This is a genomic window from Zoogloea sp. (assembly GCF_041914405.1).
Classification (GTDB): domain Bacteria; phylum Pseudomonadota; class Gammaproteobacteria; order Burkholderiales; family Rhodocyclaceae; genus Zoogloea.
This window is the reverse complement of the sequence record NZ_JAYSDK010000013.1, coordinates 22,247-49,029: the sequence shown is the minus strand read 5'-3', so window position 1 is coordinate 49,029 and position 26,783 is coordinate 22,247. Positions and strand designations below refer to the sequence as shown.

Annotated in this window: 26 protein-coding genes; 6 read left to right on the top strand and 20 right to left on the bottom strand. The window is 61.6% G+C overall.

The window, feature by feature from the left end; all coding sequences use genetic code 11:
- Positions 1–2: 2 nt before the first annotated feature.
- From ACE3RX_RS10005 to rpsB, 16 genes are read right to left on the bottom strand one after another with little or no spacing between them, the layout of a single operon-like run.
- The gene (locus tag ACE3RX_RS10005; protein WP_374482912.1) at positions 3–458 is read right to left on the bottom strand and encodes a CopD family protein; all 456 of its coding nucleotides are present in this window, start codon (positions 456–458) and stop codon (positions 3–5) included.
- Positions 455–1,048: a ribonuclease HII gene (rnhB, locus tag ACE3RX_RS10000; RefSeq protein ID WP_374483035.1), complete on the bottom strand. Its 594-nt coding sequence runs from the start codon at positions 1,046–1,048 to the stop codon at positions 455–457. Before rnhB ends, ACE3RX_RS10005 begins: the two co-directional genes overlap by 4 nt.
- Before the next feature lie 2 nt (positions 1,049–1,050).
- Positions 1,051–2,196 carry a lipid-A-disaccharide synthase gene (gene lpxB / locus ACE3RX_RS09995; protein WP_374482910.1) on the bottom strand — a complete coding sequence of 382 codons (1,146 nt, stop codon included), beginning with the start codon at positions 2,194–2,196 and terminating at the stop codon, positions 1,051–1,053.
- 3 nt (positions 2,197–2,199) lie between these two features.
- Complete coding sequence (gene lpxA, locus ACE3RX_RS09990) at positions 2,200–2,973, bottom strand: acyl-ACP--UDP-N-acetylglucosamine O-acyltransferase (RefSeq protein WP_374482908.1); 774 nt, start codon at positions 2,971–2,973, stop codon at positions 2,200–2,202.
- Positions 2,970–3,404 (bottom strand): 3-hydroxyacyl-ACP dehydratase FabZ, encoded by a 435-nt coding sequence (gene fabZ, locus ACE3RX_RS09985; RefSeq protein WP_374483033.1) that lies wholly within the window; start codon positions 3,402–3,404, stop codon positions 2,970–2,972. The genes lpxA and fabZ overlap by 4 nt, the downstream gene beginning before the upstream one ends.
- Positions 3,405–3,409: 5 nt before the next feature.
- Positions 3,410–4,438 carry a UDP-3-O-(3-hydroxymyristoyl)glucosamine N-acyltransferase gene (lpxD, locus tag ACE3RX_RS09980; protein ID WP_374482906.1) on the bottom strand — a complete coding sequence of 343 codons (1,029 nt, stop codon included), beginning with the start codon at positions 4,436–4,438 and terminating at the stop codon, positions 3,410–3,412.
- A gap of 11 nt (positions 4,439–4,449) precedes the next feature.
- Positions 4,450–4,953, bottom strand: coding sequence for an OmpH family outer membrane protein (locus ACE3RX_RS09975; protein ID WP_374482904.1), 504 nt, complete (start codon positions 4,951–4,953; stop codon positions 4,450–4,452).
- Positions 4,954–4,986: 33 nt separating this feature from the next.
- A complete protein-coding gene (gene bamA / locus ACE3RX_RS09970) occupies positions 4,987–7,278 on the bottom strand; it encodes an outer membrane protein assembly factor BamA (protein WP_374482902.1) in 2,292 nt (763 codons plus the stop codon).
- A 6-nt stretch (positions 7,279–7,284) separates the two neighbouring features.
- On the bottom strand, positions 7,285–8,649 hold the full coding sequence (rseP, locus tag ACE3RX_RS09965; protein WP_374482899.1) for an RIP metalloprotease RseP: 1,365 nt from the start codon (positions 8,647–8,649) through the stop codon (positions 7,285–7,287).
- Between the two features lie 6 nt (positions 8,650–8,655).
- Positions 8,656–9,849, bottom strand: coding sequence for a 1-deoxy-D-xylulose-5-phosphate reductoisomerase (gene ispC, locus ACE3RX_RS09960; RefSeq protein WP_374482897.1), 1,194 nt, complete (start codon positions 9,847–9,849; stop codon positions 8,656–8,658).
- A gap of 2 nt (positions 9,850–9,851) precedes the next feature.
- Complete coding sequence (locus ACE3RX_RS09955) at positions 9,852–10,673, bottom strand: phosphatidate cytidylyltransferase (RefSeq protein WP_374482895.1); 822 nt, start codon at positions 10,671–10,673, stop codon at positions 9,852–9,854.
- Positions 10,666–11,454 carry a polyprenyl diphosphate synthase gene (uppS, locus tag ACE3RX_RS09950; RefSeq protein ID WP_374482893.1) on the bottom strand — a complete coding sequence of 263 codons (789 nt, stop codon included), beginning with the start codon at positions 11,452–11,454 and terminating at the stop codon, positions 10,666–10,668. The genes ACE3RX_RS09955 and uppS overlap by 8 nt, the downstream gene beginning before the upstream one ends.
- A 44-nt stretch (positions 11,455–11,498) precedes the next feature.
- On the bottom strand, positions 11,499–12,056 hold the full coding sequence (gene frr / locus ACE3RX_RS09945; protein ID WP_374482891.1) for a ribosome recycling factor: 558 nt from the start codon (positions 12,054–12,056) through the stop codon (positions 11,499–11,501).
- A gap of 10 nt (positions 12,057–12,066) precedes the next feature.
- Positions 12,067–12,783 carry a UMP kinase gene (gene pyrH / locus ACE3RX_RS09940; protein ID WP_374482889.1) on the bottom strand — a complete coding sequence of 239 codons (717 nt, stop codon included), beginning with the start codon at positions 12,781–12,783 and terminating at the stop codon, positions 12,067–12,069.
- Between the two features lie 16 nt (positions 12,784–12,799).
- On the bottom strand, positions 12,800–13,696 hold the full coding sequence (tsf, locus tag ACE3RX_RS09935) for a translation elongation factor Ts (RefSeq protein ID WP_374482887.1): 897 nt from the start codon (positions 13,694–13,696) through the stop codon (positions 12,800–12,802).
- Positions 13,697–13,735: 39 nt separating this feature from the next.
- Positions 13,736–14,488: a 30S ribosomal protein S2 gene (gene rpsB, locus ACE3RX_RS09930; protein ID WP_374482885.1), complete on the bottom strand. Its 753-nt coding sequence runs from the start codon at positions 14,486–14,488 to the stop codon at positions 13,736–13,738.
- 266 nt (positions 14,489–14,754) lie between these two features.
- Here rpsB and map point away from each other — a divergent pair, with 266 nt between their 5' ends.
- Positions 14,755–15,567 carry a type I methionyl aminopeptidase gene (map, locus tag ACE3RX_RS09925; protein WP_374482883.1) on the top strand — a complete coding sequence of 271 codons (813 nt, stop codon included), beginning with the start codon at positions 14,755–14,757 and terminating at the stop codon, positions 15,565–15,567.
- 12 nt (positions 15,568–15,579) lie between these two features.
- Positions 15,580–18,174: a [protein-PII] uridylyltransferase gene (locus ACE3RX_RS09920; RefSeq protein WP_374482881.1), complete on the top strand. Its 2,595-nt coding sequence runs from the start codon at positions 15,580–15,582 to the stop codon at positions 18,172–18,174.
- 33 nt (positions 18,175–18,207) lie between these two features.
- On the opposite strand, the gene def is transcribed toward ACE3RX_RS09920, so the two are convergent.
- Positions 18,208–18,741 carry a peptide deformylase gene (gene def, locus ACE3RX_RS09915; RefSeq protein WP_374482879.1) on the bottom strand — a complete coding sequence of 178 codons (534 nt, stop codon included), beginning with the start codon at positions 18,739–18,741 and terminating at the stop codon, positions 18,208–18,210.
- Positions 18,738–19,475, bottom strand: a complete 738-nt coding sequence (locus tag ACE3RX_RS09910) for an S-methyl-5'-thioinosine phosphorylase (protein WP_374482877.1) — start codon at positions 19,473–19,475, stop codon at positions 18,738–18,740. The genes def and ACE3RX_RS09910 overlap by 4 nt, the downstream gene beginning before the upstream one ends.
- Before the next feature lie 130 nt (positions 19,476–19,605).
- On the opposite strand from ACE3RX_RS09910, the gene typA reads away from it, so the two are divergent.
- The gene (typA, locus tag ACE3RX_RS09905; protein WP_374482875.1) at positions 19,606–21,420 is read left to right on the top strand and encodes a translational GTPase TypA; all 1,815 of its coding nucleotides are present in this window, start codon (positions 19,606–19,608) and stop codon (positions 21,418–21,420) included.
- 92 nt (positions 21,421–21,512) lie between these two features.
- Here typA and ACE3RX_RS09900 read toward each other — a convergent pair whose 3' ends face one another.
- Positions 21,513–22,820, bottom strand: coding sequence for a homoserine dehydrogenase (locus ACE3RX_RS09900; RefSeq protein ID WP_374482873.1), 1,308 nt, complete (start codon positions 22,818–22,820; stop codon positions 21,513–21,515).
- Between the two features lie 95 nt (positions 22,821–22,915).
- Positions 22,916–24,214, bottom strand: a complete 1,299-nt coding sequence (locus ACE3RX_RS09895; protein WP_374482871.1) for a pyridoxal phosphate-dependent aminotransferase — start codon at positions 24,212–24,214, stop codon at positions 22,916–22,918.
- A gap of 145 nt (positions 24,215–24,359) precedes the next feature.
- On the opposite strand from ACE3RX_RS09895, the gene ACE3RX_RS09890 reads away from it, so the two are divergent.
- The 3 genes from ACE3RX_RS09890 to ACE3RX_RS09880 all read left to right on the top strand — a co-directional run bounded on the left by ACE3RX_RS09890 (position 24,360) and on the right by ACE3RX_RS09880 (position 26,745).
- A complete protein-coding gene (locus ACE3RX_RS09890) occupies positions 24,360–24,737 on the top strand; it encodes an Mth938-like domain-containing protein (RefSeq protein ID WP_374482869.1) in 378 nt (125 codons plus the stop codon).
- Positions 24,738–24,822: 85 nt separating this feature from the next.
- Positions 24,823–25,278 (top strand): peroxiredoxin, encoded by a 456-nt coding sequence (locus ACE3RX_RS09885; RefSeq protein ID WP_374482867.1) that lies wholly within the window; start codon positions 24,823–24,825, stop codon positions 25,276–25,278.
- Positions 25,279–25,326: 48 nt separating this feature from the next.
- Positions 25,327–26,745, top strand: a complete 1,419-nt coding sequence (locus ACE3RX_RS09880; protein WP_374482865.1) for a PhoH family protein — start codon at positions 25,327–25,329, stop codon at positions 26,743–26,745.
- Positions 26,746–26,783 lie beyond the last annotated feature (38 nt).

The following is a 26,783-nucleotide window of genomic DNA, read 5'->3' as shown; positions in this document are numbered from 1 at the left end:
GCTCAGAAGGCCAGGCCGACCGTGGCGAGGACGACGGTCAGCGCACCCAGCACGAGGTTGACGGTAACCCGCTGACGGATCGCATTGAGCGCCTGCGCCCCCTGGGCCCAGCTTTCCACCGCCACAGCGGCCTTCAGCGCCTGCCAGGGGCCGAACCAGATGCTGACGAAGATTGCCATCATCACCAGTCCAAAGCCGGCCATCAGATGCCACGAACGTGGCGCCTGGGCGAAGCCCACCTCCACCAGGATCGCGAAGCCGGACAGGCCGATGGCCGCCAGCGCAGCCCAGACGATCGGGAAAAAGCGTCCGAACACGCCATGCCACAGGGTCAGACGCTGGGCCGGCGGCAACTGCAGCGCCGACGGACGCAGGCAGAAATGGGCGAAGGCCATGCCCCCTACCCAAACAATCACGCCGACCAGATGCACGAGCAGCAGGAAGTGATGGTGTTTCATCGCAGGTCATCCTCGGTCCAAAGGGGCGGATTGGAGATCACGTCACGCACCGGCGCAAAGCTCTTCCGGTAGATCTCGCAGGCGCCATGGGCACGCAGCGCCGCCAGGTGGGCCGCCGTTGGATAGCCCTTGTGGCCGGCCAGTCCGTATTGGGGATACTGCTTGTCCAGCTTCAACAGAAGTTCGTCGCGCACAGTCTTGGCAAGAATGGACGCCGCGGAAATCTCGGCTACCAGCGCATCGCCCTTGACGATGGCTTCGCAGGGCAGATCCAGCTGCGGGCAGCGGTTGCCATCGACAAGTACCTTGTCCGGCCGCTGCGACAAACCTGCCACGGCACGCTGCATCGCCAGCATGCTGGCGTGCAGGATGTTGATCCGGTCGATCTCGGCGACGCTGGCTTCAGCCACGCACCAGGCCAGCGCCTTCTCGCGGATCTCGATGGCCAGCCGCTGACGACGCTTCTCGCTGAGTTTCTTGGAGTCGGCCAAGCCCTCGATGGGCTTCGCTGGATCAAGGATCACCGCGGCTGCCACCACTGGCCCGCACAAGGGGCCGCGCCCGGCCTCGTCGACGCCGCACAGGATCATCTTCAACGTCCTTTCAGGTAGGGCAGGATGGCCGCCGCGGCCTTGTCCGCCGTGTCCTGACGCAACTGCAAATGCATGTCCGTAAAGGTCCGCTCGAGCTCGGCCACGCGCGCCTTGTCCGACAACCAGGCGTCGAGGGCGTCGGCGAGCGCCTGAGGCGTGGCGGCGTCCTGCAGCACTTCCGGCACCACTTCGCGTCCGGCCAACACGTTGGGCAACCCGACCCACGGCAGATAGGCCATCCGCTTCATGAGGCGGAAAGACCATTTGCCGATCTTGTAGGTGATCACCATCGGGCGCTTGAGCAGCGCCGCCTCCAGCGTCGCCGTACCACTCGCCACCAGCACGACGTCGGCCGCGATCATTGCCTCGACCGAATGGCCGAACAGGATGCGGATCGGCAGATCCATATGGGCATGGCGCCGCAAGGCGTCTTCAAACAGCACGCGAGTCTCGCGGGTTGCCAGCGGCACCAGGAAACGGGCGTCCGGATGGCGGCTGTGAAGCAGCGCCGCGGTGGCGATATAGGTATCCGCGAGGTTGCGCACTTCCGACTGGCGACTGCCCGGCAGAAACGCGAAGACCGGCCCACCGGGCGCGATCTGCAGCATCTCCCGGGTACCCTCACGATCGGGCACCAGCGGGAAGACGTCGGCCAGCGGGTGGCCGACGTAAGTCACCGGCACCCCGGCGGTCCGGTAGATCTCGGGTTCGAAAGGGAACAGGCACAGCATATGGCTGACCGCCCGCGCGATGCCCTTCAGTCGCCCACGCCGCCAGGCCCAGATGGACGGACTGACAAAATGAATCGCCGGGATGCCCTTATCTTTAAGGCGCTGCTCAAGCCACAGGCTGAAGTCGGGCGCATCCACACCGATGAAGGCCGCCGGCGGATTCTTCACCAGCATGTCCCGCAGCTGGCGGCGGATGCCCGACAGTTCTCGGTAATTCTTGAGGGCGTCCACATAGCCGTGGACCGACAGCTTCTCGGCGGGCCACAAGGCCTGAAAACCCACCGCCTGCATTTTTGGACCGCCGATGCCGAAGAACTCGGCATCGGGAAGATGGCGCTTGAGCGCCTTGATCAGGTGACTGGCCAGGAGGTCGCTGGAGGCCTCGCCCGCCACCATGGCAATCCGCACAGCCATGGATCAGCGAACGATGCCACGCCCGGACTCGGCGATGAAGTCGGAAAACTCCTGCAATTCAGGCGCCAGCGCGGCAGCCTCGGCGATCTGCCGACGTGCTTCGTCAAGGGTCAGGCCGTTGCGATAAAGGGTCTTGTAAGCCCGCTTGATCGCCATGATGCCTTCGCTAGAGTAGCCCCGGCGCTTGAGGCCTTCACTGTTGATGCCGTGCGGTGCCGCCGGATTGCCGGAAACCGTAACGAAGGGTGGCAGGTCTTGCAGCAGCACGGTACCGACACCGCAGAAGCTGTGGGCACCGACGCGCACGAACTGGTGCACGCCTGTGAAGCCACCCAGAATGGCCCAATCGCCGACGGTCACATGACCAGCCAGCGTCGCGTTGTTGGCAAAGATCGTGTTGTTGCCGACCATGCAGTCGTGGGCCACATGCACGTAGGCCATGATCCAGTTGTCGTTGCCAACGCGGGTCAGGCCGCCGTCCTGCACAGTGCCAGTACTGAAGCTGCAGAACTCACGGATCGTGTTGCGATCGCCGATCTCCAGTCGGGTCGGCTCGTTGGCGTACTTCTTGTCCTGCGGCTCGGAGCCGATCGAACAGAACTGGAAGATCCGGTTGTCGCGACCGATCCGGGTGTGCCCCTCAATCACCACGTGGGGGCCAATACTGGTCCCCTCGCCGATCTCGACGTGCTCGCCGATGATCGAGTACGGTCCGACTTGCACACCTTCGGCGAGGCGCGCGCCCGGATGAACGATGGCTGTCGGATGGATCGTCATCGCTTGATCGCGCACATGAATTCGGCTTCGGTGGCCAGCTCGCCGGCCACCTTGGCAGTACCCTTGAACTTCCAGATGTTGCGCATCACGCGCACGATCTCGGCTTCCAGCACCAGCTGGTCGCCCGGCACCACCGGACGCTTGAAGCGCACATTGTCCACCGATGCGAAATACACCATCGCGTTCTCATCCGGTACCGTGCCGTCGGTCTTGAAGGCCAGCACCGCTGCGGCCTGCGCCAGCGCTTCGATGATCAGCACGCCCGGCATCACCGGGCTGTGCGGAAAATGCCCCGGAAAGAAAGGCTCGTTGACGGTCACGTTCTTCAGGCCGACAACACGCTTGCCCACTTCCAGCTCAGTGATGCGATCCACCAGCAGGAAGGGATAGCGGTGCGGGATGTAACGCTTGATTTCGTTGATGTCGATGATTTCGCTCATGATTTCTTTTCCATTTCGGCGAGCTTCTTTTCCAGCTCGCGCACCCGCTCCGCCATCGCATCGAGGCGACGCAGGTGGGCAAAATTCCGAACCCAGTCCGCATGCGGCTGCAGCGGGATCATGGCCGTGTAGACGCCGGCCTTGTCGAGGGTCTTGGTTACGTTGGTGTCGGCGGAGATAACAACATCGTCAGCTACTTCCAGGTGTCCGGAGAAACCCGCCTTGCCACCGACCATCACCCGCTTGCCGACTCGCGTACTGCCCGCCAGGCCTGCCATTGCGGCCATGATGGTGTCGTCCCCCACATGGCAGTTATGGGCCACGTGGATAAGGTTGTCCAGCTTCACACCATTGCCAACGACTGTATCGTCCAGCGCGCCACGATCGATCGTGGTGTTCGCACCAATCTCCACGTCGTCACCCAGCACAACCCGGCCGATCTGCGGAATCTTGACCCAGTGCTTGTCGGCGTCCCGCGCAAAGCCGAGGCCGTCAGCACCGATCACCGCACCGGAATGCAGGATGGCCCGCGCTCCAATCACGCAGTTGTCGTAGATCTTGACGCCAGGATGCAGCAGGGAACCCGCGCCGATGTGCACGCCGTCGGCAAGCAAGCAGCCCGCGCCGATCACACAGTCTTCGCCGATCACACAGTTCTCGCCGATCACCGCATTGGGACCAACGGATACCGAGGCCGGGAGTGCAGACGCAACAACCGCGCTGGAATGCACGCCGGCAGGAGCCTGCTTGGGCTGATTGAACAGCTGCGCGACGCGTGCGAAGTACAGATACGGGTCGCCGGTCAGGATGCGCGGGCGCTCTGTCAGCCCGGCCGCCTTCGGCGAAAGGATGAAGGCTGACGCTTTGCTTGTTGCCAGCGATGCGCCCAGCTTGGGATTGGACAGGAAGGCCAGCTCGCCTTCCTGAGCCGCTTCGATCGAAGCGATCTGACGAACGACGACGGCCGGATCGCCGACGAGTTCGCCACCGAGCCGGCCGACCAGCTCGCCAAGGGAGAATTCCATTGGCGGCCTGCTTACTTGGCTTCGCTCAGCGCCTTGATCACCTTGTCGGTGATGTCGATGCGCGGGCTGGCGTATACCGCCTCCTGGAAGATGATGTCGTACTTTTCGGCTTCGGCGATCTGCTTGATCGTCTTGTTCGCCCGATCCAGCACACCCGCCAGCTCTTCGTTACGGCGCTGGTTCAGGTCTTCGCGGAACTCGCGCTGCTTGCGCTGGAAGTCCCGGTTGAGCTCGTTGAATTCGCGCTCCTTGTTGCGACGATCACCTTCAGCCATCGTCACGCCATTCTTCTCAAGGCCTTCCTGCATACCCTGAAGCTGCTTGGCCATGCGCTGCAGATCCTGATCCCGCTTCTCGAATTCTTTTTCCAGCTTCTGCTGAGCCTTCTTGGCCGGCGTCGCTTCCTTCATGACGCGATCGGAATTGACGAAACCGACCCTCACTTCGGCCGCAGCCGTCTGCGCGAAAGCAGCGAGCAAGACTGCCGCCAGTGCGGACAAACCAATACCTTTCACTCAAACCTCCATGTGCTTGCCACGCGGCGACAATCAGAACACCGTACCCAGCTGGAACTGGAATTTCTGCGTCTTGTCGCCTTCTTTTTTCTTTAGCGCGTTACCCAGACTGAACTTCAGCGGCCCCACCGGAGAACTCCAGGAGAACGCCAGACCTGCACTGTAACGCAAATCCGAAGCCTGCACCTTTTCGTCGGCGCCCCACACATTACCCACGTCGGCGAACAAGGACAGGCGCATCGACTTGTCCTTTCCGGAGCCCGGCATCGGGAAGTAATACTCGGCATTGCCGATCACGCGGCGATTACCACCCAGCGCACGGACGTAACCCGACGAGTCGGTATAGTGCGGGCCCAGTGTGCTCTGCTGATAGCCGCGCACAGACCCGATACCGCCGGCGTAGAAGTTCTTGTAGAACGGCAGTTCCTTGCCATCATAGCCATGGGCGTAGCCGACATCGCCGTTGAGCATCAAGGCATACCCGCCACCGAACGGAATCCAGTACTGGTGCTGGTAGTTGGCTCGGATGTAACGCATGTCGAAGGCCGGCGTCGCGATCTCCACCGAGGCCCGCTGATAAACGCCAGAGGTCGGATACACGAAGCTATCACGCCGGTCGCGGGACCAGCCAATCGTTGCCAGCAGGCTCTTCGCCGTATCGCCAAAGGTGTTCACGAAGCCCACGTACGGCGATGGGCTGGAGTCGTAGACCTTGATCGAGGTCTGATCGACGGCCAGACCGAAGTTAATCCGGTCATCTTCGGCGATCGGATAACCGAAGCGGACACCGGCACCGATGGACGAGCTCTTGTAGGTTGCCACCGACAGGGAGGTCGGATCCACATTGCGCTGATAGAGATCCCAGCCGATGCTGACACCGTCGATCGTCCAGTAGGGATTGGTGAAGGACAGCGCGATGGTCTTGTTGATACGGCCGGTATTCACCTGCAGCGTCATCGCGTTACCCGTACCAAACAGGTTCTGCTGGGAGATGGACGCGGATAGGATGACCTTTTCCGAACTGGAGAAGCCTGCACCAAGCATCAGGTTACCGGTAGCGCGCTCCTTGACCGTGAAATTCGCATCCACCTGGTCAGTCGAGCCCGGTACAGCCGGCGTTTCGATGGTCACTTCATCGAAATAACCGAGACGATCCAGGCGCACCTTGGAGCGATTGAGGGCTTCGCCGTCGTACCACGCACCTTCCATCTGGCGCATCTCACGGCGGATCACCTCGTCACGGGTGCGGGCATTTCCGGCAAAATTGATCTTGCGCACATAAACGCGCCGCCCCGGATCAACGAAAACGGTGAATGCGACCGTGCGCTTGGCCTTATCCACCTCAGGCGCCGCATTCACGTTGGCAAAGGCATAGCCGGCATTACCGAGCCGGTCGGTAATCGCCTTGGTCGTCGCCGTTACGTTGTCGCGTACAAAGGTGTCACCGGCCTTGAGCTTGACGAGCTTCTGCAGCTCCTCTTCCGGCACCACCATGTTGCCCGCCAGCTTGACGTCGGAAACGGTGTACTTCTCCCCTTCGGTAATACTCAGGGTGATGTAGATGTCCTTCTTGTCCGGCGTGATCGACACCTGGGTCGAATCGACGGTGAAGTCCAGGTAGCCGCGGTTCAGATAGTAGGAACGCAGCGTCTCGATGTCGGCGGACAGCTTCTGCTTGGAGTACTGATCGCTCTTCGAATACCAGGTCATCCAGCCCGGCGTCGTCAGGGAGAACAGCTCCAACAGCTCCTTCTCCTTGAACACCTGGTTGCCGATGACGCTGATCTGACGAATCTTGGCGGCATCGCCCTCGACTACGTTGAAATTCACGCCGACGCGGTTGCGTTCAAGCGGGGTGACGGTAGTCGTGATCTGTACGCCGTACAAACCCTTCGAAAGATATTGACGCTTGAGCTCCTGCTCAGCGCGCTCGAGCACGGCACGATCGAAAATACGCGATTCGGCGAGGCCGACTTCCTTGAGGCCCTTCTTCAGCGCGTCCTTGTCGAACTCCTTGATGCCGACGAAATCGACCTGAGCGATAGCCGGACGTTCGTCGAGCACGACAACGATCACATCTTTGTCGACCTCGATGCGGACATCCTTGAAGAAGCCCGTGGCGAACAACGCCTTGATGGCCTGGGAGGCCTTTTCGTCGGAGAAGCGCTCCCCGACCTTGACGGGCAGGTAACTGAACACAGTCCCCGCCTCGGTCCGTTGGATCCCTTCAACACGAATATCTTTGACAACGAATGGCTCGAAGGCCAAGGCGGGCGACGCCACGAAAAGTGCGGCGATCAGCCCGGGAAGAAGCTTGGAATTCATCCGATTTCAGCTAGCAACAAGGCGGTTGATGTCGTTGTAGAAGGCAAAAGCCATTAGCGCCGCCAGCAGAGCCATTCCAATCTGCTGACCGATTTCCATAACCCGCTCGGAAACCGGGCCGCCCTTGATGATCTCGATCACATAATACAACAAGTGCCCACCATCGAGCACCGGGACGGGCAGCAGGTTCAAGACACCAAGGCTGATGCTGATCAGGGCAAGGAACTTGACATACTGAGCCCATCCCATCTTCGCCGACTGGCCCGCAAAATCAGCAATCGTTACTGGCCCACTGAGGTTCTTGACGGAAACTTCGCCAACGATCATGCGCCCCAGCACCGACAGACTCAGCGCCGCGGTATCCCAGGTCTGCTCCACGCCCTTGACCAACGCATCGACGAAATCGTATTGCACGGTGGTGAACATCATATCCCGACGGATCTCCGCATCCGCCACCGCAACACCGATCCTCCCGATCGTTCGCCCCCGCTCCTTGACAGGCGTCGGCACGACCCGGAACACCGCTGGAACATCGTTCCGCAGGACCTCGACCTCAAGTTCAACGCCGGGTGCATCCCGCACGATCTCGACGAGATCCGCCCAGCCCGTGATCTGCTTTTCCCCGATGCGCAGCACCCGGTCGCCGCTTTTCAGACCAGCCCGCTCGGCGGCACCACCAGCATTCAACGCCCCAAGCACCGCTGGCACATTGGGACGATACAGACGAAGACCAAGTTGGGCGCTGATATCCTGCTCGCCCTGATCCACGTGGACACCCGCCAGATCAAGGGAACGGAACGCAATCTCGTCGCGGGCGTTGATCGTCTCCACCGTGACGATGCGCCGCTCGAAGGCGTGCTGCAGCAACTGCCAGCGAAATTCCTGCCAGGTCGCCACAGGATGTCCGTCCACCGACCGCACCAGCTCGCCATCGATGAAACCTGAACGCTCCGCGGCACTGGCGGCGACGGGCACGCCGAGGCGCGCCCGCAACTCCTCGACGCCACCGGAATACAGCCCCCAGTACAAGGCAATCGCCAGCACGAAATTGGCCAGCGGGCCGGCCGCAACGATGGCGATGCGACGCCAGACCGTCTGCCGGTTGAAGGCCCGGTGAAGCTCGTCGCCAGGGACGGGCGCCTCGCGCTCGTCCAGCATCTTCACATAACCACCAAGCGGAAAGGCCGACAACGCCCACTCGGTACCATCCCCTCCGCTGCGCCAGACCAGCAGCGGTTTGCCGAAACCAAGGGAGAAACGCAGCACCTTGACACCACACAGGCGGGCAACGATGTAGTGCCCGAACTCATGTACAACGATCAGGATGCCCAGCGCCAGCGCGAAAGGGATGAGGTAATCCAGCAGACTCATGGCGGATCAGCGCGACGCCCGCTCCACAAATCCCGAGGCGCATTCTCGGGCACGACGGTCCGCATCCAGAACGACGTCCAGGGAGTCCGCCTCCCTGCGCTCGATTGCATCGAGAGTCGCAGAAATGATGTCGGAAATACGATCGAAGCCAAGCCGGCCATCCAAGAAACTCGCCACCGCTACCTCGTTGGCGGCGTTCAGCACAGCCGGGGCGATGCCTCCCTCGCGGAGAACACGATAGGCATGCCCCAAACAGGGAAATCGCTCGAAATCCGGCCGCTGGAAATCCAGGCGCCCGATCTCGAACAGATCCAGCGGCTTGACGCCCGAGTCGATCCGCTCCGGATATGCCATCGCATGAGCAATCGGGGTGCGCATGTCCGGATTGCCCAGCTGGGCCAACACCGAGCCATCGGCATAGGCGACCAGCGAGTGGATCACGCTCTGAGGGTGGATCACGACCTCGATCTGCTCAGCCGGAGCGCCGAACAGCCAGTAGGCCTCTATGACCTCCAGCCCTTTGTTCATCATCGTCGCGGAATCGACGGAGATCTTCCGTCCCATGACCCAGTTCGGATGGGCGCAGGCCATCTCCGGGGTTACCGCAGCCAGCTCGTCTATGGGTTTGTTAAGGAAGGGGCCACCGGAAGCGGTTAGCAGAATGCGGGTCACACCGCTGCCACCCAAGCCGCGCTCAAACCCTGCCGGCAAGCCCTGGAAGATTGCGTTGTGCTCGCTGTCGATGGGCAGCAGGCTTGCCCCCCCTGCGACGACCTCTTGCATGAAGAGTGCCCCGGACATCACCAGGGCCTCCTTGTTGGCCAACAGAATCCGTTTCCCACTGCGCGCAGCTGCAAGCGCCGGCGGCAAGCCGGCCGCACCGACAATGGCCGCCATGACCATGTCGACCTCTGGCGCAGATGCGACATCCACAAGCGCCTGACTGCCCGACAAGACTTCAGTGCAGCACCCTGCCCGCTCCAGCATTGCCTGCAGCCGTGCAGCATCGTCTGCGCTCGCCACCACCGCATAGGCCGGGTGATGAGCGAGACACTGGGTGAACAGCTTGTCGACCTGGCGATGAGCCGTCAGCGCAAAGACCGCATAACGATCGGGATGCCGTGCGACCACGTCCAGCGTGCTGACGCCAATGGAGCCCGTCGCCCCCAACACCGTAATGAGCTTTTTCCCTTGAATCATGATTATCGTGCCATCCACAGGGCAATCAGCGCCACAACCGGCAGAGTGGACGTGAGGCTGTCGATCCGGTCGAGAACACCGCCGTGACCAGGCAGCAAGGTCCCACTGTCCTTCACGCCAGCCTGGCGCTTGACCAGGGATTCGAACAGGTCACCAATGATGCTGAGCCCAGTAAAACCTAGCAACAGCAGGGCCACGGGCAACAGAGCAAACCCCTTGAGTGACCCCCAATAGGAAATGCAGGCGAGTCCATACAGCGTGACTGCGAGCATCGCGCCACAAGCCCCCTCCCAGCTTTTTGCCGGACTGATCGACGGCGCCAGCTTGCGACGGCCGAAAGCACGCCCAACAAAGTAAGCGGCAATATCGGCGAGCCACACCGCCCCCATGACACCTAGGAGCAGCCACGGACTCAGCAAACGGAGATGCGCAATGGCCAGACTGGGCGGAAGAAGCAGCACCAAGCCAATCAACGGCGCCGCAGCACTCTCCGGCAAACGCCATTTGGCCCGCAGCCAGAACGGCACGCACAACAACCAAAAGATGGCACTAACTGCATAGACCGGCCCCACGGCAAATGGAGCGATCATCGCGTCTTTGTGAAGACCGGCCACCAGCCCCATTGCAAGGCACAACCCACCCAGCAGCAGCGCGTACAAACGCCGCATTACAGCCGAGAAACCCAGCATAGAAGCCCACTCGGTCGCAGCGAGCGCACAGATCAGGGAGGAAAAAACAAGCCAGCCGACGGCTGGCAGCAGAAAGAGAGCCGACAGCAAGCCTGCAAGCAGGACCAGCGCGGTGATGACCCGCGCTTTAAGCATGGCCAGAGGCGGAAGAGTCCGGCTCACCGGACACAAGCTGCTCGCTGGTACGCCCAAAACGGCGCTCTCGCTGCTGGTAGGACAGGATTGCCTCGTCAAGCGCGGCCTCTCCGAATTCGGGCCAGAGCTTGTCGGTGAAATAGAGCTCGGAGTACGCCAACTGCCAAAGCATGAAGTTGCTGATGCGCTGCTCGCCTCCGGTGCGGATGAACAGATCCGGCTCCGGACAGAAGCTCAGCGCCAAATGCGGCGCTAGGTCTTCCTCGGCGAACCCGCCCGTCACACCGGGTGAAGCGGCCAGCATCTTTTCGACAGCCTGCATGACATCCCAGCGCCCACCGTAGTTTGCGCAGATGGTCAAGTGCATGCCGGTATTGCCTGCCGTCAGCGCCTCAGACTCACGGATCAAGTCGATCAGGGCTTGATCGAAACGCGCCAAGTCACCTACGACATGCAGACGCATGTTGTTCCGGTGAATACGCTCGATCTCCAGCCTGAGCGACTTCACGAACAACTGCATCAAAAAGGAAACCTCGTCCTTCGGACGACGCCAGTTCTCGGAACTGAACGCAAAAACAGTGAGGTATTCGACGCCACGATCCAGGCAGGTGCGGATCACCTCCCTGAGGGCATCGACGCCCTTGGCGTGGCCGGCCACCCGCGGCATCAGGCGCTTGCGCGCCCAACGCCCGTTACCGTCCATGATGATGGCGATATGCCGCGGAATCTTCGCAGCCTCGGGTACGCCCCGCGTGGAGCTGAGAAAGGGCAATCGCACCATGATCTGTCCGTCTGAAGGAGAGCGGAAAAATCCGACCTCAAGGGTCAGATCTGCATCAGTTCTTGTTCTTTCTGGGCAAGCAACTTGTCGATCTCGACAATCGCCTTATCGGTCAGCTTCTGAACATCGTCCTGAGCACGACGCTCGTCGTCCTCGGAAATGGTCTTTGCCTTGACCGCATCCTTCAGCGAAGCGTTGGCATCACGACGCAGGTTGCGCACCGCAACCTTGGCACCTTCGCCCTCGTGCTTGATGACCTTGATCAGTTCCTTGCGGCGCTCTTCGGTCAGCGGCGGCATCGGCACGCGGATGATCTCACCCTGGGACGCCGGATTGAGACCGAGGTCGGAGTCACGAATTGCCTTCTCCACCTTGGCAACCATCGGCTTCTCCCACGGCTGCACACCGATCGTGCGGGCATCAATCAGCGTGACATTGGCAACCTGATTGACAGGCACGGGGTTGCCATAATATTCAACCATCACATGATCCAGAATACCCACGTGAGCCCGGCCGGTCCGCACCTTGGCGAGATCCTGCTTGAGCGCATCGATGGACTTCTGCATCTTGAGCTCGGTAGTTTTCTTCAGCTCCGGAACCATCACATCTTCCTCAGCAATAAACCAGCGTACCTTCGTCTTCACCAAGCACAACGCGCTTCAGCGCACCGCTCTTAAAAAGACTGAAGACATTGATCGGCAAGCGCTGGTCACGGCACAGCGCGAACGCCGTTGCATCCATCACCGCGAGATTACGCGTAATCGCTTCATCGAACGAAATCTTGTGGAAGCGGGTCGCGGAAGGATCCTTCTTGGGATCTGCCGTGTAGATTCCATCAACCTTGGTGGCCTTGAGGACGATATCCGCACCGATCTCGGAGCCACGCAATGCGGCAGCCGTGTCGGTGGTAAAGAACGGATTGCCCGTGCCAGCACCAAAGATGACCACCCGCCCCTCTTCGAGGTAGCGGATTGCCTTTCCGCGGATATACGGCTCGACCACCTGGTCGATACGCAGCGCGGATTGAACCCGGGCATTGACCCCGGCGGCGCGGAAAGCGTCACCGAGGGCCATTGCGTTCATGACGGTAGCCAGCATCCCCATGTAGTCGGCGGTCGCGCGATCCATGCCGGTCGCGGCGCCCGCCATTCCACGGAAGATGTTCCCGCCGCCAATCACAATTCCGACCTCCACACCGATGCGCGTAACCTCTACGACATCGCTGACTATCCGGGTCACCACCTCCTGGTTGATGCCATAAGCATCATCACCCATCAGGGCTTCACCGGAAAGCTTGAGGAGAATGCGCTTGTAAGCGGGCTGGCTCATCGTCTAGTCACCTTTCTTACTTCTGGGCAGCAGCGGCAGCCTGGGCAGCCACTTCAGCAGCGAAGTCGGTAACCTTCTTCTCGATGCCTTCACCAACGATGTACAGGGTGAAGCCGGCGACAGAAGCGCCCTTCGCCTTCAGCAGCTGAGCGATGGTCTGCTTGCCGTCCTCAGCCTTCACGAAGACCTGATCCAGCAGCGTGACGTCCTTCAGGAACTTCTGGACGGTGCCTTCGGCAATCTTCTCGAGCATTGCTTCCGGCTTGCCAGCTTCACGGGCCTTCTCGATGGCGATGCGACGCTCGACGTCCAGCAGCTCGGCGGGCACGCCGGATGCGTCCAGGGACTTCGGCTTGGAAGCAGCGATGTGCATGGCGATATCCTTCGCCAGGGCCTCATCACCACCAACCAGATCGATCAGCACGCCGATCTTCGAACCACCGTGGATGTAGCTGGCCACAGCGCCCTTGGCGTCGATGCGGGAGAAACGACGAATCGTCATGTTCTCGCCGATCTTACCGACCAATGCCTTGCGAGTTTCCTCGACGCTCAGACCATTGATCTCGAGCGCGGAGAGAGCTTCCACATCGGCCGGATTCTTGGTGGCAACCAGTTCGGCGAGGTTCTTGGTCAGAGCCAGGAAATCGTCATTCTTGGCGACGAAGTCGGTCTCACAGTTAACTTCGACGATGGCACCCAGCTTGGCGTCGCCAGAGATGTACACACCGACGATGCCCTCAGCGGTCACGCGGGCGGCAGCCTTGGAGGCCTTATTACCCAGCTTGACGCGCAGGATCTCTTCGGCCTTGTCCATGTCGCCAGCAGCTTCGGCGAGGGCCTTCTTGCACTCCATCATCGGCGCGTCGGTCTTCTCGCGCAGTTCCTTGACCATGCTTGCGGTGATTTCCGCCATGCTTGCTCCTAATAACTATTTGATCGGATTCGACGAAAATCAGGCCTGCTCTTCAGCGCCGTCTTCCACTTCAACGAAGTCGTCGGAGCCGGCAGCCACGATTTCCTGAATGACCTGGTTCTTGCCTTCGAGGACCGCATCGGCAACGCCACGGGCGTACAGACGGATCGCACGGGAGGAGTCGTCGTTACCCGGGATCACGAAATCAACGCCTTCGGGCGTGTGGTTGGTATCAACCACGGCCACAACCGGAATGCCCAGCTTGTTGGCTTCGGTGATGGCGATCTTGTGGTAGCCGACGTCGATGACGAACAGCGCGTCCGGCAGGCCGCCCAGATCCTTGATGCCGCCCAGGCTCTTCTGGAGCTTCTCGAGCTCGCGGGAGGCCAGCAGGGCTTCCTTCTTGGACAGACGCTCGACGGAGCCGTCTTCAACCATCGCTTCCATGTCCTTCAGGCGCTTGATGGAAACCTTGACCGTCTTGAAGTTGGTCAGCATGCCACCAAGCCAACGCTCATCCACGTAAGGCATGCCGGCGCGACGAGCCTCTTCGGCAACGATTTCACGAGCCTGACGCTTGGTGCCGACAAACAGGATGTTGCCGCGGTTGGCAGCCAGCTTGCGCACGAAATCCATCGCCTCGTTGTACTTGACGAGGGTCTTCTCGAGGTTGACGATGTGGATCTTGTTGCGCTGACCGAAGATGAACGGGGCCATCTTCGGGTTCCAGAAACGGGTTTGGTGACCAAAGTGGACGCCCGCTTCGAGCATTTGACGCATAGTGACAGACATTTCTTACTCCAATACTGAGGTTTAACCGCCGCCCGACCTGCCGTGCAGCCTCTCTGCAAAACGGCTCCGCTTCGAATCCAATGCAGGACTCACAAACCCCAAAGGGTCAGGCGTGTGAATTTTGCCTGACGTCCAGCCAGACAAGCCTCCGAGTATATCAGCATTTAGGGACCCCTCTCAAGGCGGAGCGTTCGCCTTCCCCGCGTTGCCCGCGGGGTCGCCTTGAGCTAGCCTAGTAGGCCTGAATCCCAACAAACCTTGCCTCCATGAGCGTCTCCATAAAAACGCCTGAAGAAATCGAAAAGATGCGCATCGCGGGCCGCCTGGGCTCGGAAGTCCTTGATTACATCACCCCCTTCGTCAAGCCGGGCATCACCACCGCCGAACTCGACAAGCTGTGCCATGACTACATGGTAGATGTCCAAGGTTGCATTCCTGCGCCGCTCAATTACTGCCCGCCCGGTTACAAGCCCTACCCCAAGTCGATCTGCACCTCAATCAACCACCAGGTCTGCCACGGGGTGCCAAGTGACAAGGCCCTAAAGAAGGGGGACATCGTCAATCTGGACATCACCGTCATCAAGGACGGTTACCACGGCGACACCAGCCGCATGTTCATCGTCGGCGACGCAGGCATCCTGGCCCGCCGGCTCTGCAATATTACATATGAATGCCTATGGCTGGGCATTGCACAAGTAAAACCTGGCGCCCATCTTGGGGATATTGGTCACGCTATCCAGACCCACGCGGAAAAGAACGGCTTCTCCGTCGTGCGAGAGTTCTGCGGACATGGCATCGGCCTCAACTTTCACGAAGACCCGCAGGTTTTGCATTACGGCAAGCCCAGCACCGGACTGGAACTGAAACCCGGCATGATCTTCACCATCGAGCCGATGATCAATGCGGGCAAAGCCGCAATCTCCGAACTCCCCGACGGCTGGACCATCGTCACCCGCGACCGCAGCCTGTCGGCCCAGTGGGAACACATGGTGCTTGTCACCGAGACCGGGGTCGAGGTTCTGACCCTGTCCGCAGGCTCCCCACCCAAGCCGGACGTCGTAGCCCACCTCCTGCCCTGAGCCATCGAGAACATGTCCGAGACCGCGCCCATCATTCCCCACGAAGTCGCTCGGGAACTCATCAGCCGCTACAAGGGCCGCCTCAAAACCGGCGGAGAAGCCCTGCGAGCCGCCTACGAGGCCAGGCCGCTGACCGACCCGATCCTCAAAGGCCGCTCCCATCTGGTGGATGGCGTGCTGCTGGATCTCTGGAAGGACTTCGGCCTGCCGCCCACAGCGAGCCTGGTCGCAGTTGGTGGTTATGGGCGCGGGGAACTCTTCCCCTGCTCGGACGTGGACCTTCTATTCCTGCTCGAAGATCAGCCCGACGAAGATCTGCAAAACCGCTTGACCCAGATGATCGGCCTGCTGTGGGACGTGGGCCTGGACATCGGCCACAGCGTACGAACCGTGGAGGAATGCCTGGAAGAGGCTGCGCTCGACGTGACGGTCATGACCAATCTGCTGGAAGCGCGCCTGCTGTGCGGCAACCCGTCCCTTTTCCGGAGCTTCGAGCAGCGCCTGCGGGAACACCTCAACCCCGGCCAGTTCTTCAAGGCCAAGCGGCTGGAGCAGGAGCAACGCTACACCCGCCACAACGAAACCCCCTACTCTCTGGAACCCAACTGCAAGGAGAGCCCCGGCGGCCTGCGCGACCTCCAGCTGATCGGCTGGGTGAGCCGTGCGGCGGGTTTTGGAACCCACTGGCGCGATCTCGCCAAACACGGCCTGATCACCGACGAAGAAGCCACTGAGCTGCGCGAGGTTGAGCGCTTCCTGCAGCACACGCGGATCCGCCTGCATCACATCACCGGGCGCCGGGAAGACCGTCTGCTGTTCGACCACCAGGACAAGCTCGCCCGCCAGTTCGGCTACGAATCCAATGACGTGCGCCGGGCCTCGGAAGTATTCATGCAGGAGTATTACCGGACAGCCAAGAAGATCACCCAGCTCAACACCATCCTGCTGCTGAACTTCGGCGTCGAGTTCTTCCCCAACCGCTACCCGGCGGCAATCAACATCAACGAGCGATTCCAGTGCGTTCGTGAACTCCTGGACGTGCGCGACGAAGGGGTCTTCGACCGCCACCCTAGCGCACTGCTCGAGTGCTTCCTGCTGCTCGAACAGCGCTCGGAACTGAAGGGCATGACCGCCCGCACTCTGCGCGCCCTGTGGCGCGGACGCAAGCTGATCAACGCCGAATTCCGCCAGAATCCGGCCAACAAGGCGCTGTTCCTGCGCCTGCTGCAACAGAAACGCGGCGTCGTGCACGAACTGCGGCGGATGAACCAGTACGGCATCCTGAGCTTCTACCTGCCAGCCTGGCGGCGCATTGTCGGCCAGATGCAGCATGACCTCTTCCACGTCTACACCGTGGATCAACACATCCTGCAGGTGCTACGCAACGTGCGCCGCTTCGTGGTCGCCGAACACGCCCACGAATACCCATTACTGACGCGCCTATGCACCAGCTTCGAAAAGCCGTGGCTGATCTACATTGCAGCGCTGTTCCATGACATCGCGAAGGGGCGTGGCGGCGACCACTCCAAGCTGGGCATGAAGGACGCCCGCGATTTCTGCGAATCCCACGGCCTGGAAGCGGCAGACACCGACCTGGTGGAATGGCTGGTCGAGCATCACCTGTCCATGTCCAACGTCGCACAGAAGCAGGACCTGTCCGACCTGGACGTCATTCGCCGCTTCGCCGCGCTGGTCAAGAACGAACGCAATCTCACCGCGCTATACATCCTGACCCACGCTGACATCCGTGGCACCAGCCCCAAGGTCTGGAACGGCTGGAAGGGCAAACTGCTGGAAGACCTGTTCTTCACAACCCAGCGCCTGCTGCGCGGCGCAACACCGCAACAAGCACTCGGTACGCCGATCCGCCAGGAGGACGCCCGCAACCTGCTACGCTACTACGGCCTGCGTCCGGGCACAGAGGACGCACTGTGGGATCAACTCGACACGGTCTACTTCCTGCGCCACGACCCGGAAGAAATCGCCTGGCACGCCCGCATGCTGTACTACCGGGTGGAAGCCGGCGAGCCGGTCGTCAAGGCCCGCCTCAGCCATGTGGGTGAAGGCCTTCAGGTGATGGTGTACATGCAGGACCAGCGCGATCTCTTCGTACGCCTGTGCGGCTTCTTCGCCCGCCTCGGCTTCACCATCGCCGACGCCAAGATCCACACCACCCGCCACGGCTACGCGCTGGACAGCTTCGTCCTACTCGATCCAGGTCAGGATGACGTGCACTACCGCGACCTGATCAATTTGCTGGAGCATGACCTCACCGAACGCCTGCACACCAATGCTCCGGTGGACCAGCCCGCCAACGGCCGCCTTTCACGAGAGGTCAAGCACTTCCCGATCACCCCGGAGGTAAGCATCCGGCCGGATGAACGCGGCCAGCACTTCATCATGTCCGTAACCGCGGCCGACCGCCCCGGCCTACTATTCGGCGTCGCCGAAACACTGGCCCAATACGGCATCAACCTGCACACGGCCAAGATCGCCACGCTGGGCGAACGTGTCGAAGACACATTCCTGATCAGCGGCCCCGGCCTGACCCAGGACGCCCAGGTGCTGAAGATAGAGTCGGATCTGCTGGAAAAGCTGGCCGTCTAACAGATCGACCGGCAAACCAAGCGCGGCCGGCGCTCAGTCGTCGGCCGCAACCGAACCGTCCGGAAACAGCACGTCGGTAAAGCCGAAGCGGGAAAAGTCGCGCACCCGCATCGGGTACAGGACGCCATCCAGATGGTCGCATTCGTGTTGCACGACGCGGGCATGAAAACCGCTCGCCAGTCGGTCGATCGGCATCCCGTGCTCGTCGAACCCGGTATAACGCAGCTGCGTCCAGCGCGGCACCCAACCCCGCAGGCCGGGAACGGACAAGCAACCTTCCCAGCCACCCTCCTCGTCCTCACCCAGCGGGGTCAAGACCGGGTTGATCAGCACCGTATCCGGCACGGCCGATGCGTCCGGATAACGGGGACTCGGCCCGCCGCCGAAAATCACCACCCGCAGGTCGACACCGATCTGCGGCGCGGCGATTCCCGCGCCACTCAAGTGACGCATCGTGTCGCGCATGTCGGCGATCAGGACCTCCAATTCCGGAGCTCCAAAAGCCTCGACTGGCCTGGAGACCCTCAGCAGGCGCGGATCGCCCATGCGGAGAACCTCCCGGATCATGCTTCGCAGATGTGGTCGAGAACCCGCCGCACGCGCCCCATCGCCTCCCGCAGCACCACATCGATGCTGTCAAAGCAGATGCCGTTAGCGCTGCTGGCACGGCCGGCAGCAAAATTAGCCACCACGTTGATCGCCGCATAGGGGATACCCAGCTCGCGGGCCAGGGCAGCCTCGGGCATACCGGTCATCCCGACCAGATCGGCGCCATCACGCTCCAGACGGTTGATCTCGGCCGCAGTCTCGAGGCGCGGCCCCTGGGTTGCCGCATAGACAGCACCATCGACGAGGGTTTCCCCCGCCGCGGCCCCCGCAGCAAGAATGCGCCGGCGCAGCGCGGCATCGTACGGTTCGGTGAAATCAATATGCACCACGGGCTCCTCGGAGCTGTCGTGGAAAGTACTCTTGCGTCCCCAGGTGTAGTCGATGATCTGGTCAGGGACGATCAGCGTGCCAGGGCACAGATCCGCCCGGATGCCGCCCACCGAGGCCACCGAAATGATCGCATCCACCTTGGCTTGATGCAGTGCCCACAGGTTGGCCTGGTAGTTCACCCGATGGGGCGGAATGGTGTGGCCGTAGCCATGGCGAGCCAGGAACACCACCGGACGATTGCACAGACGCCCGAAGGTCAGCGCCCCGGAAGGCTCGCCGTAAGGGGTGCGAACCACCTCCCTGCGGATCAGGTCCAGGCTCGCCAGTTGGGTCAATCCGCTACCACCAATAATCGCCAGCATGCCGGCTGCTCCTCAAAAAACCGTGTTGACCGCGCATCTTAGCACGCGCCCGGACCGGGCCTATCGATGCTGCGTCGCGCAAGACATGCTAAAATACCGGTTTATTCAAGCACTTCCGGTGTCCAACCCCATGTCCCGTTCCATCCGCAACATCGCAATCATTGCCCACGTTGACCACGGCAAGACCACCCTCGTCGACCAACTCCTGCGCCAGTCCGGCACGTTCCGTGACAACCAGCAAGTCAACGAACGAGTGATGGACAGCAACGACATCGAAAAGGAACGGGGCATCACCATCCTGTCGAAGAACTGTGCGATCCAATACGGCGACACGCACATCAACATCGTCGACACCCCGGGACACGCCGACTTCGGCGGAGAAGTGGAACGCGTACTGTCCATGGTCGACAGCGTGCTGCTGCTGGTCGACTCTGTCGAAGGCCCGATGCCTCAGACCCGCTTCGTGACCCGCAAGGCACTGGCCCTGGGCCTCAAGCCGATCGTCGTGATCAACAAGATCGACCGCCCGGGCGCCCGCCCCGACTGGGTCATCAACCACACCTTCGACCTATTCGACAAGCTCGGAGCCACCGACGAGCAGCTCGACTTCCCGATCATCTACGCCTCTGGCCTCAACGGCTTCGCGATGGAAAACCTCGAAGACGAGCGCAAGGACATGCGCCCGCTGTTCGAAGCCATCCTCAAGCACGTGCCCGCCCCCGAAGTGGATGCTGATGGTCCGCTGCAGATGCAGATCTGCTCCCTCGACTACTCCACCTACATGGGCCAGATCGGCATCGGCCGCATCAAGCGTGGCCGCATCAAGCCCAACCAGGAACTCGTCGTGATGTACGGCGATGAAAACCGCGGCAAGGGCAAGGTTTCCCAGATCCTGACTTTCAAGGGCCTGGAGCGCTCCCCCGCCGAGGTGGCCGAAGCCGGCGACATCGTGCTGGTGGCGGGCATCCAGCAGGTCAACATCGGCGTGACCCTGTGCGACCCGGACTGTCTGGAAGGCATGACCCCGATCGCCGTGGACGAGCCCACCCTAACCATGAACTTCATGGTCAACAGCTCCCCGCTGGCTGGCCGTGAAGGCAAGTTCGTCACCAGCCGCCAGATCCGCGAGCGCCTCGAGAAGGAACTCCTCAAGAACGTCGCGCTGCGCGTGAACTTCACCAACGACTCCGACACCTTTGAAGTGTCCGGCCGCGGCGAACTGCACCTCACCATCCTCCTCGAAAACATGCGCCGTGAAGGCTACGAAATGGCCGTCGGCCGTCCGCGCGTGGTGTTCAAGGAGATCGACGGCGTCAAGTGCGAGCCGTACGAAATGCTCACCGTCGACGTGGAAGAAGAACACCAGGGCGGCGTGATGGAAGAACTCGGCCGCCGCCGCGGCGAGCTGCAGGACATGGCGCCGGACGGCAAGGGTCGCGTGCGTCTCGAGTACCGTATTCCGGCCCGCGGCCTGATCGGCTTCCAGGGCGAATTCCTGACCATGACCCGTGGTACCGGTCTGGCCAGCCACGTGTTCGACGACTACAGCCCGATGGCCGGCGCCATGGCCGAGCGGCGCAACGGCGTGCTGATTTCCCAGAACGACGGTGAAGCCGTAGCCTACGCCCTGTGGAACCTGCAGGATCGCGGCCGCATGTTCGTGAGCCCGGGCGACGCCCTGTACGAAGGCATGATCATCGGCATCCATACCCGCGACAACGACTTGGTGGTGAACCCGATCAAGGGCAAGCAGCTCACCAACGTCCGTGCTTCCGGCACCGACGAAGCGGTCCGTCTGATCAACCCGATCCAGCTGACCCTCGAATCCGCCATCGAATTCATCGCCGATGACGAGATCGTGGAAATCACACCGAAGTCCATCCGCCTGCGCAAGCGCTTCCTGAAGGAACACGAGCGCAAGCGCGCTGCTCGCGACGACGCGTAAGCACCGCTCCGTACCGCCGGCCTTCACCGCCGGCGGCACAATAAAAAACGCGGCTCATCGAGCCGCGTTTTTTATTGTGAACTGAAAACCGATCAGAGGTTTTCGAGGCGCAGACGGGTCACTTGACCGGCCACGGAGTCGAGGCTCTCGATCTTGGCAATCGCGGTGTCCACGTTCTTCTCGATGGTCAGGTGGGTCAGGATGATGATGTCGGTCTGGGACTCACCCTCTTCCGGCTCACGCTGCAACATGGCGTCGATAGAGATGCCTTGGTCGGCCAGGATGCGGGTGATGTCGGCCAGCACGCCCGGCTTGTCGAGGACACGCAGGCGCAGATAGTAGCTGGTCTCGACTTCGTCGATCGGCAGCACCGGCACGTCGGTGATCTGGTCCGGCTGGAAAGCCAGGTGCGGCACGCGGTGCTCCGGATCGGCGGTGTGCAGGCGGGTCACGTCGACGAGGTCGGCGATCACTGCGCTGGCGGTCGGTTCCGCACCGGCCCCCTTGCCGTAGTACAGCGTGGCGCCGACGGCGTCGCCCTGCACCAGCACAGCGTTCATCGCGCCTTCCACGTTGGCGATCAGGCGCTTCTCGGGGATCAGCGTCGGGTGCACGCGCAGTTCGATGCCTTGCGGACGGCGGCGGGCGATGCCCAGCAGCTTGATGCGGTAGCCGAGTTGCTCGGCGTACTTGATGTCGGCAGCCTCGAGCTTGGTGATGCCTTCCACGTAGGCCTTGTCAAACTGGACCGGCACACCGAAGGCGATGGAGGCCATCAGGGTCGCCTTGTGGGCAGCGTCCACGCCTTCGATGTCGAAGGTGGGGTCGGCTTCGGCGTAGCCGAGGCGCTGGGCTTCCTTGAGCACGTCGGCGAAGGGCAGGCCCTTGTCGCGCATCTCGGACAGGATGAAATTGGTGGTGCCGTTGATGATACCGGCCAGCCACTGGATGCGGTTGGCAGAGAGGCCTTCACGCAGTGCCTTGATGATGGGGATACCGCCGGCAACAGCGGCTTCAAACGCAACCATCACACCCTTCTTTTGGGCGGCTGCGAAGATTTCGTTGCCATGCACGGCCAGCAGCGCCTTGTTGGCGGTGACCACGTGCTTGCCATTCTCGATGGCCTTCAGCACCAGCTCCTTGGCGACGCCGTAACCGCCGATCAGCTCGACAACGATATCGATCTCGGGGTCGGTGACCACCGAGAAGGCATCGTCGGTGATGCGCACGTCGGCGCCCGCCACGCTCTTCGCCAGTTCCAGGTTCTTGTCGGCCACCGCGGTAATGCGGATCGGCCGGCCGGCACGGCGGGTAATTTCTTCTTCGTTGCGCTTGAGAACGGTAAAGGTGCCACCGCCTACGGTGCCGATGCCCAGGAGGCCAACATTGATGGGTTTCATGTGTCTGGTGAAGGTAAGGGTCTAGGGTTGAGAGTCTGGAAAAAGGAAAGGTTGGGAGCGCATGTTTGGCAGCTCCCCCCTTCCCTCCCCCGGCATCAGGTGCCGTGCCGCTTGCGGTAGCTTTCGAGGAAGCGTGCGATGCGGGCAATGGCGAGTTTGAGGTCTTCCTCGTGGGGCAGGAAGACCAGACGGAAGTGATCCGGGCTCGGCCAGTTGAAGCCGGTGCCCTGGACCAGCAGCACACGCTCGGCCTCGAGCAGTTCGGCGATGAACTGCTGATCGTCCTCGATCGGGTAGATCTTGGGGTCAAGGCGCGGGAACATGTACAGCGTGGCCTTCGGCTTGACGCAGCTGACGCCCGGGATGGCGGTGATCAGTTCGTGGGCCAGGTCGCGCTGACGACGCATGCGGCCACCAGGGGAAACCAGGTCTTCAATGCTCTGATAGCCGCCGAGGGCGGTCTGGATGGCATGCTGGCCGGGCACGTTGGCGCACAGGCGCATCGAGGCCAACATGTTGAGACCTTCGATGTAGTCGGCCGCCGGACGCTTGTCACCAGAGACCACCAGCCAGCCGGCGCGGTAGCCACAAGAACGGTAGTTCTTGGACAGGCCATTGAAAGTGACAGTCAGCACATCTTCCGACAGGGATGCGATGGAGGTGTGCTCGACACCGTCGTACAGCACCTTGTCGTAGACCTCGTCGGCATAGATGATCAGGCCGTGCTCACGGGCGATCTGGACGATGGCCTTGAGGGTTTCGTCCGGGTAGACGGCGCCGGTCGGGTTGTTCGGGTTGATCAGGACGATGGCGCGGGTGTGCGGGGTGATCTTGGCGCGGATGTCGGCCAGATCGGGCAGCCACTCGTTAGCCTCGTCGCAGATGTAGTGCACCGGCGTACCGCCGGAGAGGCTCACCGCGGCGGTCCACAGCGGGTAGTCAGGGGCCGGGACGAGCACTTCGTCGCCGCTGTTGAGCAGCGCGTTCATGGCCATCACGATCAGTTCGGAAACGCCGTTGCCGACGTAGATATCTTCCAGCGTCACACCCTTGATGCGCTTCTGCTGGGTGTAATGCATGATCGCCTTGCGGGCCGAGAAGATCCCCTTGGAATCCGAGTAGCCTGCTGCGTTGGGCAGGTTACGGATCATGTCCAGCTGGATTTCTTCAGGGGAGTCGAAGCCGAACGCGGCCAGGTTGCCGATGTTCAGCTTGATGATCTTGTGGCCCTCGTCCTCCATCTGCTTCGCCTTTTGCAGCACGGGGCCGCGGATGTCGTAACAGACGTTGGCGAGCTTGTCGGACTTGCGGATAGGTTGCACGGCGGTTTCCGTTTCCTTACTGGTGAATGCGGGCTGCTCGGTGGCGACTCGCAATTTGGCTTGGCGGCTCATGGTCATGGCCCCGTCAGGGACGATCGGTGATGAAACCCGGTCGGGTGCCCGGCGACGCAAAGCTATAATGTTACCCAAGCCACCCGGACCGGGCAAATCCGCGTCCAATCAATCAGTAAGAGTGCCCACCGCAGAGAAGCCGCCCATGAAACTCCACCTCGACAAGAGCGAGCAGTACAACACCATCGCCCGCTACGACGCCCGCCACGTGATGGTTTCCGATACACGCTACGAATCCAGCGTGATCGTGATGCCCGAGCGCATCGAAGCCGACTGGCACGCCGGCGGTTTCGACACCCTCGACGAAGCCGCCTTCCAGCGCCTGGCAGCGCTGGGTTGCGAGATCCTGATCCTCGGCACGGGCATGAAGCAGCGCTTCCCCCAGCCGCGCCTGCTGCGCGCCCTGATCGAGGCCCGCATCGGTCTGGAAGTGATGGATCTGGGTTCGGCGTGCCGCACCTACAACATTCTGGTAGCGGAACATCGTAACGTGGCCGCGGCACTTCTGTTCGATCCGGAGTGAATACCCTTCATATGCCTGGATGCATTGCCAGGCCTGCATCTTGGGATTAGGCTGACGCCGGAATAGTCAATTTTCCGGAGAAACCATGCTAGACCAGGCCGCACCCGATTTCAGCCTGCCGGCCACCGGCGGGCAGACGCTAACCCTCTCCGCCCTCAAGGGCAGCAAGGTGGTGCTGTACTTCTACCCCAAGGACAGCACACCCGGTTGCACCACTGAGAGCCAACAGTTCCGCGACCTGCATCCCGAGTTCCTGGCCACCGGCGCCATCGTGCTGGGAATATCGCGGGACGGTCTCAAGTCCCACGACAACTTCCGCACCAAGCAGGCCCTGCCCTTCGACCTGATCTCCGATCCGGACGAAACCGCCTGTACGCTATTTGGCGTCATGAAGCTGAAAAACATGTATGGGAAACAGGTACGCGGGATCGAACGCAGCACTTTTGTCATTGATGCCGAAGGCGTACTGCGCCGCGAGTGGCGCGGTGTCAAGGTTCCCGGCCACGCGCAGGAGGTGCTCGACTACGTGAAGACCTTGTAAGTCAGGATTGCTCCATCCCCTTCCACGACCGACGAGAAGACCGACATCATGGCTACCCGACGCCCTGCGAAGTCCAAGACCCCAGCGACCAAACTTTTCGTCCTCGACACCAACGTGCTGATGCACGACCCGACGAGCCTGTATCGCTTCGAGGAACACGACATCTTCGTGCCGATGATGACCCTCGAGGAGCTCGACTCCAACAAGAAGGGCATGTCGGAAGTAGCCCGCAATGCCCGCCAGGCCAGCCGCACACTCGACGAGATCGTGCAGAGCAGCCCCGAGGGCATCGAAGCCGGTATCAACCTGCTCGGCCCCTCCAGCGAACTGGCCAGCGGCCGACTGTTCCTGCAGACCGAGGCGATCAACAGCCAGTTGCCGGCGGCGCTGCCCACCGCCAAGGGCGACAACCAGATCCTCGCGGTGGTGATGTACCTGTTCGAGAAGTTCGACAAGAAGCGCTCGGTGATCCTCGTCTCGAAGGACATCAACATGCGCATCAAGGCCCGCGCGTTGGGGCTGGAGGCGCAGGACTACTTCAACGACAAGGTCCTCGAAGACACCGACCTGCTTTACACCGGCACCAAGGAGATCGACGCCGCCTTCTGGGACGCCAACGGCAAGGACATGGAGTCGTGGAAGCAGGAAGGCCGGACCTACTACAAGATCAAGGGCCCGGACGCACCGGACATGCTGGTCAATGAGTTCGTCTACCAGGAGGGACAGCAACCACTGCAGGCGTGGGTCAAGGAGAAAGCCGGCAAGACGGTCACCCTCGAGACCCTCATCGACTATTCCCACCAAAAGAACAACGTCTGGGGCATCACCGCCCGTAACCGGGAGCAGAACTTCGCCCTCAACCTGCTGATGAATCCGGAGGTGGACTTTGTCACCCTGCTCGGTCAGGCTGGCACCGGCAAAACGCTGTTGACCCTGGCCGCCAGCCTAACCCAGGTGCTGGAGACCAAGCGCTACTCAGAGATCATCATGACTCGCGTCACGGTGCCGGTCGGCGAGGATATCGGCTTCCTGCCGGGCACCGAGGAAGAGAAGATGGCGCCGTGGATGGGGGCGCTAGAGGACAACTTGGACGTGCTCAACGGCACCACCGGCGAAGGCGGCGAATGGGGCCGCGCGGCCACCCGCGATCTGATCCGCAGCCGCATCAAGATCAAGTCGCTGAACTTCATGCGCGGGCGCACCTTCATCAACAAGTTCCTGATCATCGACGAGGCGCAGAACCTGACGCCGAAGCAAATGAAAACCCTGATCACCCGTGCCGGTCCCGGCACCAAGGTCGTCTGCCTAGGCAACATCGCTCAGATCGATACGCCCTACCTCACCGAGGGCTCGTCGGGCCTGACTTACGTGGTGGACCGCTTCAAGGGCTGGCCGCACTCCGGCCACATCACGCTGCAGCGGGGCGAGCGCTCGCGGCTTGCAGACCACGCGGCGGAAGTCTTATAAGTAGGCTTCACGCGGAATGGACTGCTTGCTCCAGCCCA

What these genes read in the sequence shown, in the direction of transcription:
- ACE3RX_RS10005 (WP_374482912.1), bottom strand. Translation starts at nt 458, where the DNA reads ATGAAACACCATCACTTCCTGCTGCTCGTGCATCTGGTCGGCGTGATT.
- rnhB (WP_374483035.1), bottom strand. Translation starts at nt 1,048, where the DNA reads ATGATCCTGTGCGGCGTCGACGAGGCCGGGCGCGGCCCCTTGTGCGGG.
- lpxB (WP_374482910.1), bottom strand. Translation starts at nt 2,196, where the DNA reads ATGGCTGTGCGGATTGCCATGGTGGCGGGCGAGGCCTCCAGCGACCTC.
- lpxA (WP_374482908.1), bottom strand. Translation starts at nt 2,973, where the DNA reads ATGACGATCCATCCGACAGCCATCGTTCATCCGGGCGCGCGCCTCGCC.
- lpxD (WP_374482906.1), bottom strand. Translation starts at nt 4,438, where the DNA reads ATGGAATTCTCCCTTGGCGAGCTGGTCGGCCGGCTCGGTGGCGAACTC.
- bamA (WP_374482902.1), bottom strand. Translation starts at nt 7,278, where the DNA reads ATGAATTCCAAGCTTCTTCCCGGGCTGATCGCCGCACTTTTCGTGGCG.
- rseP (WP_374482899.1), bottom strand. Translation starts at nt 8,649, where the DNA reads ATGAGTCTGCTGGATTACCTCATCCCTTTCGCGCTGGCGCTGGGCATC.
- ispC (WP_374482897.1), bottom strand. Translation starts at nt 9,849, where the DNA reads ATGATTCAAGGGAAAAAGCTCATTACGGTGTTGGGGGCGACGGGCTCC.
- ACE3RX_RS09955 (WP_374482895.1), bottom strand. Translation starts at nt 10,673, where the DNA reads ATGCTTAAAGCGCGGGTCATCACCGCGCTGGTCCTGCTTGCAGGCTTG.
- uppS (WP_374482893.1), bottom strand. Translation starts at nt 11,454, where the DNA reads ATGGTGCGATTGCCCTTTCTCAGCTCCACGCGGGGCGTACCCGAGGCT.
- frr (WP_374482891.1), bottom strand. Translation starts at nt 12,056, where the DNA reads ATGGTTCCGGAGCTGAAGAAAACTACCGAGCTCAAGATGCAGAAGTCC.
- pyrH (WP_374482889.1), bottom strand. Translation starts at nt 12,783, where the DNA reads ATGAGCCAGCCCGCTTACAAGCGCATTCTCCTCAAGCTTTCCGGTGAA.
- tsf (WP_374482887.1), bottom strand. Translation starts at nt 13,696, where the DNA reads ATGGCGGAAATCACCGCAAGCATGGTCAAGGAACTGCGCGAGAAGACC.
- rpsB (WP_374482885.1), bottom strand. Translation starts at nt 14,488, where the DNA reads ATGTCTGTCACTATGCGTCAAATGCTCGAAGCGGGCGTCCACTTTGGT.
- map (WP_374482883.1), top strand. Translation starts at nt 14,755, where the DNA reads ATGAGCGTCTCCATAAAAACGCCTGAAGAAATCGAAAAGATGCGCATC.
- ACE3RX_RS09920 (WP_374482881.1), top strand. Translation starts at nt 15,580, where the DNA reads ATGTCCGAGACCGCGCCCATCATTCCCCACGAAGTCGCTCGGGAACTC.
- def (WP_374482879.1), bottom strand. Translation starts at nt 18,741, where the DNA reads ATGATCCGGGAGGTTCTCCGCATGGGCGATCCGCGCCTGCTGAGGGTC.
- ACE3RX_RS09910 (WP_374482877.1), bottom strand. Translation starts at nt 19,475, where the DNA reads ATGCTGGCGATTATTGGTGGTAGCGGATTGACCCAACTGGCGAGCCTG.
- typA (WP_374482875.1), top strand. Translation starts at nt 19,606, where the DNA reads ATGTCCCGTTCCATCCGCAACATCGCAATCATTGCCCACGTTGACCAC.
- ACE3RX_RS09900 (WP_374482873.1), bottom strand. Translation starts at nt 22,820, where the DNA reads ATGAAACCCATCAATGTTGGCCTCCTGGGCATCGGCACCGTAGGCGGT.
- ACE3RX_RS09895 (WP_374482871.1), bottom strand. Translation starts at nt 24,214, where the DNA reads ATGAGCCGCCAAGCCAAATTGCGAGTCGCCACCGAGCAGCCCGCATTC.
- ACE3RX_RS09890 (WP_374482869.1), top strand. Translation starts at nt 24,360, where the DNA reads ATGAAACTCCACCTCGACAAGAGCGAGCAGTACAACACCATCGCCCGC.
- ACE3RX_RS09885 (WP_374482867.1), top strand. Translation starts at nt 24,823, where the DNA reads ATGCTAGACCAGGCCGCACCCGATTTCAGCCTGCCGGCCACCGGCGGG.
- ACE3RX_RS09880 (WP_374482865.1), top strand. Translation starts at nt 25,327, where the DNA reads ATGGCTACCCGACGCCCTGCGAAGTCCAAGACCCCAGCGACCAAACTT.